We start from the raw sequence: 5181 nt of genomic DNA on the forward strand, positions 1-5181 counted from the left end.
TGAAGTTTTAGGTGCCGAGTCTCTTTCAAAACTTTTTTCAACCTCCCGCTCGGTTGCTGAAATTGCCAATGTTTCTGTCCATAAAGGAACTCCCTATATCGGTAAAAGTGCTTTTGCCCATAAAGGGGGGATGCATATTGACGGAATTGCCAAAAACCCCAAATCGTTTGAGCATATAGACCCTGAGGCTGTCGGAAACGCAAGAAGACTTCTTATGAGTGAAGTTGCCGGAAGAGCAACAATTTTAAGGCGGATTCAACGGTATGCACCTCATCTCGACAAAGAGGCTCCACAGACAAAACAGATTATGGAGACTTTAAAACTTATGGAGATGGATGGATACCAGTTTGAAGGAGCAGAGAGCTCGTTTGAGCTGATTATTGCCAAAAATTTAGGAAAGTACAAACCTTACTTTATTTTAGACCACTATAAAACTTTTGGGGAGAGACCTCTTGGAAGTAATCCTGATGAGGGGCATACTGCAGTTGTGAAAGTAAGTGTTGACGGTAAAACCGCAATAGATGTCGCCCAGGGAGATGGACCTGTACACGCTTTAGATAACGCGCTTAGGAAAGTCTTAGGAGATTTTTATCCGATATTATCGACAATCCACTTAACCGATTATAAAGTTAGAGTCCTTGATTCCCAACAGGCATCGGCTGCCAAAGTAAGGGTTTTAATTGAGACCAGCGACCGTGAAAACTCTTGGTCAACGGTAGGGGTTTCAACCGACATTATTGAAGCAAGTTGGATGGCTTTGGTCGATTCAATTGAATATAAACTGATGAAGGAGGGGATAAGTCCTCCTCAAGGAGCAGATGTATGAGTATGACTATGAGTCAGAAAATCTTAGCCAGCTGCGCTAAGGTTGAAAAAGTCGAAGCAGGACAGTTAATAATGGCTGATTTAGATTTAGTTCTAGGTAACGATATTACCGCTCCGGTAGCGATAAAAGAGTTTGCAAAATTTGGGGTAAAAGATGTTTTTGATAACAAAAAGGTAGCTTTGGTACCCGACCACTTTACTCCCAACAAAGATATAAAAGCTGCCCAGCAGTGCAAAATCTTAAGAGAATTTGCCCATGAAAAAGAGATTGAAAACTACTTTGAAATAGGGCAAATGGGGATAGAACATGCTCTGCTACCCGAGCAGGGGTTGGTTAATGCCGGTGATTTAATAATCGGAGCCGACAGTCATACCTGCACTTACGGAGCTCTGGGAGCTTTTTCAACCGGAGTTGGTTCAACCGACATGGCTGCTGCGATGGCCAGCGGAAAGGGGTGGTTTAAAGTTCCCTCAGCCCTGAAATTTAATTTGACGGGAAAACTCTCAAAATGGGTCTCCGGTAAAGATGTAATTCTCCATATAATCGGAATGATCGGAGTAGACGGGGCTCTCTACAAATCGATGGAATTCTGTGGTGAAGGGGTGAAAAATCTCTCAATCGACGACCGTTTCACAATCTGTAACATGGCTATTGAAGCCGGTGCCAAAAATGGGATATTCGGAGTCGATGAGATCACCTTAGAATATCTTAAAGAGCACCATAAAGGGACACCCAAAATTTTTGAAGCCGACAGTGATGCAGTTTACGAGAAAGTTTATGAGATTGATTTATCAAAAATAAGGCCGACAGTAGCCTATCCCCATCTTCCTGAAAATACAAAAACTATTGACGAGGTTGAAAAAATAGAGATAGACCAAGTTGTTATCGGATCCTGTACAAACGGACGGATAAGTGATTTGAGGGTAGCCGCAAAAATACTGAAAAACAAAAAAGTGAATCCAAAGGTGAGAACAATCATATTTCCCGCAACTCAAAAAATCTATTTACAGGCCCTTAAAGAGGGATTGTTGGAGATTTTTGTCGAAGCGGGAGCAGTGGTGAGTACCCCCACCTGCGGTCCCTGCTTAGGCGGTCATATGGGAATACTAGCCGATAAAGAGCGGGCTGTGGCAACCACAAACCGAAACTTTGTGGGAAGAATGGGTCATCCCGGCAGCGAAGTCTATTTAGCCAGTCCGGCAGTAGCTGCGGCAAGCGCCCTGACAGGGTATATAACAAATCCGGAAACAGTTTAAGGAGGAGCCGATGAAAGTTAAAGGGAAAGTTTTCAGATATTTAGATAATGTGGATACCGATGTAATAATTCCGGCTCGCTATTTAAATACCAGCGATCCAAAAGAGCTGGCCAGCCATTGCATGGAAGATATCGATGCCGATTTTATAAAAAATGTTAAAGAGGGCGATATAATCGTTGCCCAGAAAAACTTCGGGTGCGGCTCTTCCCGGGAGCATGCCCCCCTGGCAATAAAGAGCGCCGGAATCAGCTGCGTTATTGCGGCTTCATTTGCCCGTATTTTTTATCGCAACTCAATCAACATAGGGCTTCCGATTTTAGAGTGTGAAGAGGCTGTCAAAGGAATAAAGAGCGGCGATATTGTCTCTGTCGATTTTGAGAGCGGGAAAATTACAAATGAGACAACCAAAGAGAGTTACTATGCCCAGCCGTTTCCTCCGTTTATTCAAAAGATGATTGAAGCTGAAGGCTTGGTAAACTACATGGCTCAGGAGATACAAAAATGAGAATGAAAATAGCCGTTGTTGCCGGTGACGGAATCGGTCCCGATATTACCAGTGAAGCAATCAAAGTTCTCGACACCGTTGCATTAAAATATAACCATAAACTCGATTACTCCTTTTACCTTGCGGGCGGGATAGCATTGGACAGTGTGGGAGTACCTCTTCCCGCATCAACTTTAGAGGGGTGTAAAGATGCCGAGGCTCTCCTTTTGGGAGCAGTAGGCGGGCCTAAATGGGATGGTTTGGAGGGTGATATGCGTCCCGAAAAAGCCCTTTTAGGCTTAAGGGGAGAGTTGGGTCTCTTTTGTAACTTACGACCAGCTATTTTATACCCTCAATTAATCGAAGCATGTCCCTTGAAAAAAGAACTTGTCGCAGACGGATTGGATATAATGGTTGTAAGAGAACTTACCGGCGGAATCTATTTTGGTAAAAGGGGACTCAATGAAGCCAAAGACAGAGCTTTCGATACAATGGAGTACTCCGTTTTTGAAGTTGAAAGGATTGCTAAAATCGCCTTTGAACTTGCCCGGAAAAGGCAAAAGAGACTTACCAGTGTCGATAAAGCCAATATCCTGGAGAGCTCACGGTTGTGGAGAAGAACTGTCGATAAACTGAAAATTAACTATCCTGATGTCGAAGTTAATCACATGTATGTCGATAACGCTGCCATGCAGTTAGTCAGAAAACCCAGACAGTTTGATGTAATTGTTACGACCAATATGTTTGGTGACATTCTCAGTGATGAAGCAAGTCAGATAACCGGTTCGATAGGAATGCTCCCTTCAGCCAGCTTAAGAGAAGACAGCTTCGGAATGTATGAACCGATTCACGGCTCTGCTCCCGATATTGCTTCAACCGATAAAGCTAATCCGATAGCGATGATTTTGTCGGTTGCAATGATGCTCAGACACTCCTTTGGGTTAAATGAGGAGGCAGAGGCGGTTGAACTTGCCGTAAGTGCAACCTTGGATGAAAATTATCGCACACTCGATATTGCCAGTGAGAATATGAAAATTGTCGGAACAAAAAAGATGGGCTCACTGATAGCCGAAAAAATTTAAAAAGAGAAGGAAGGAGAAATTCATGAGCGAGCAGATTGTCTATTTGGAAGGTGCTTACATCCCATTGTCAGAGGCTAAAATTTCAATTATGGATCACGGAGTATTGTACGGTGACGGGATTTTCGAAGGAATTAGGGCATACAACTCTCATGTGTTTCGTTTTGATGATCACCTCAAACGCTTTGAGGCTGCCGCAAAAGCGATAAAACTTAATCTTCCTGTCTCTATTGAAGAGGTAAAAGAGATTGTGCTGGAAACTTGCCGCAAAAATAATCTTGAAAACGGCTACATACGGTTGGTCTGTACGAGAGGGGCCGACGGTCTGGGTCTTTTTCCCTCCCCGAAAGCCCATCCCCCCCGACTATTTTGTATAGCAGCACAAATAGCACTCTACAGCAGTGAAGCTTACAAACGGGGTTTAAAGGTTATTACAAGTCAGTTAAGACGCAATAAAGCTACGATAGTTGACCCGCAGATTAAGAGTCTTAACTATCTTAACAACATTATGGCTTCGATTGAGGCAAACAGATACGGTGCCGATGAGGCTCTGCTGTTAAACGAAGAGGGTTTAGTTACAGAATGTACCGGCGACAACGTCTTTTTCGTTAAAAACGGTGTTGTTTATACTCCTCCCATTTGGTTGGGAACATTGGATGGGATTACCCGCAAAGTGGTAATCGAGATTTGTAAAAAATTGGATATTGAGGTTAAAGAGGAACCTTTTACCCGCTTTAATCTCCTTAATGCCGACGAGGCTTTTTTAACGGGAACCGCTGCCGAAATTATTGCTTTAACCGAACTGGACGGACAAAAAATTGGTAACGGAGTTGCAGGAAAGATTACCTTAAAATTGCTTGAAGCTTTCCACGAATACGTTAAAAAGCCTGAAAGTGGATCAAAGATATGAGAAGTGATTTAATGAAAAAAGGGAGTGAGCGTGCACCGCATCGCTCTCTGATGAAAGCTTTGGGGCTGACTGACAGAGAGATTGAAGCCCCTTTAATCGGGGTTGTAAACTCAGCCAATGCAATAGTACCGGGACATGTCCATATTAATCGGATTGTCGAAGCGGTTAAAAGCGGTGTTCGAAGTGCCGGGGGGACACCCGTTGAATTTCCTGTCATCGGCGTTTGTGACGGAATAGCAATGGGGCATATCGGTATGAAGTACTCGTTGGCCAGCCGTGAGTTGATAGCCGACTCCATTGAAGTAATGGCAATGGCTCACCCTTTTGATGCTTTGGTAATGGTTCCCAACTGCGATAAAATAGTTCCGGCAATGTTGATGGCAGCTGCAAGGATAAATATCCCGACAATTGTTGTTTCCGGTGGCCCCATGTTGGCAGGTATAGTTCCTGGAACCAAAACAGCCATTAATTTAAATACAGTATTTGAAGCCGTGGGCTCGCACGCTGCAGGAACGATGAGTGACGAAGAACTTCTTGACTGTGAAAATTATGCCTGTCCGACATGCGGATCTTGTTCGGGAATGTTTACCGCAAACAGCATGAACTGCCTGACCGAAGCTATCGGA

General features: G+C 43.8%; 6 protein-coding genes. All 6 read left to right on the forward strand.

Going from position 1 to position 5181, the window contains the following annotated elements; all coding sequences use genetic code 11:
* On the forward strand, positions 1 to 826 hold an 826-nt coding region (locus tag WC958_06120; protein ID MFA5629796.1), incomplete at its 5' end, for an alpha-isopropylmalate synthase regulatory domain-containing protein.
* Positions 823 to 2082, forward strand: coding sequence for a 3-isopropylmalate dehydratase large subunit (leuC, locus tag WC958_06125; protein ID MFA5629797.1), 1260 nt, complete (start codon positions 823 to 825; stop codon positions 2080 to 2082). The genes WC958_06120 and leuC, both read left to right, overlap by 4 nt.
* A 10-nt stretch (positions 2083 to 2092) precedes the next feature.
* Positions 2093 to 2587 (forward strand): 3-isopropylmalate dehydratase small subunit, encoded by a 495-nt coding sequence (gene leuD, locus WC958_06130; protein MFA5629798.1) that lies wholly within the window; start codon positions 2093 to 2095, stop codon positions 2585 to 2587.
* The gene (gene leuB, locus WC958_06135) at positions 2584 to 3648 is read left to right on the forward strand and encodes a 3-isopropylmalate dehydrogenase (protein ID MFA5629799.1); all 1065 of its coding nucleotides are present in this window, start codon (positions 2584 to 2586) and stop codon (positions 3646 to 3648) included. The genes leuD and leuB overlap by 4 nt, the downstream gene beginning before the upstream one ends.
* A 22-nt stretch (positions 3649 to 3670) precedes the next feature.
* Positions 3671 to 4555, forward strand: a complete 885-nt coding sequence (gene ilvE, locus WC958_06140; protein ID MFA5629800.1) for a branched-chain-amino-acid transaminase — start codon at positions 3671 to 3673, stop codon at positions 4553 to 4555.
* Positions 4552 to 5181: dihydroxy-acid dehydratase (locus WC958_06145; protein ID MFA5629801.1), on the forward strand; the 630-nt coding region annotated here is incomplete at its 3' end. The genes ilvE and WC958_06145, both read left to right, overlap by 4 nt.

This window comes from Dehalococcoidales bacterium, from assembly GCA_041656115.1.
Classification (GTDB): Bacteria; Chloroflexota; Dehalococcoidia; order Dehalococcoidales; family UBA5627; genus UBA5627.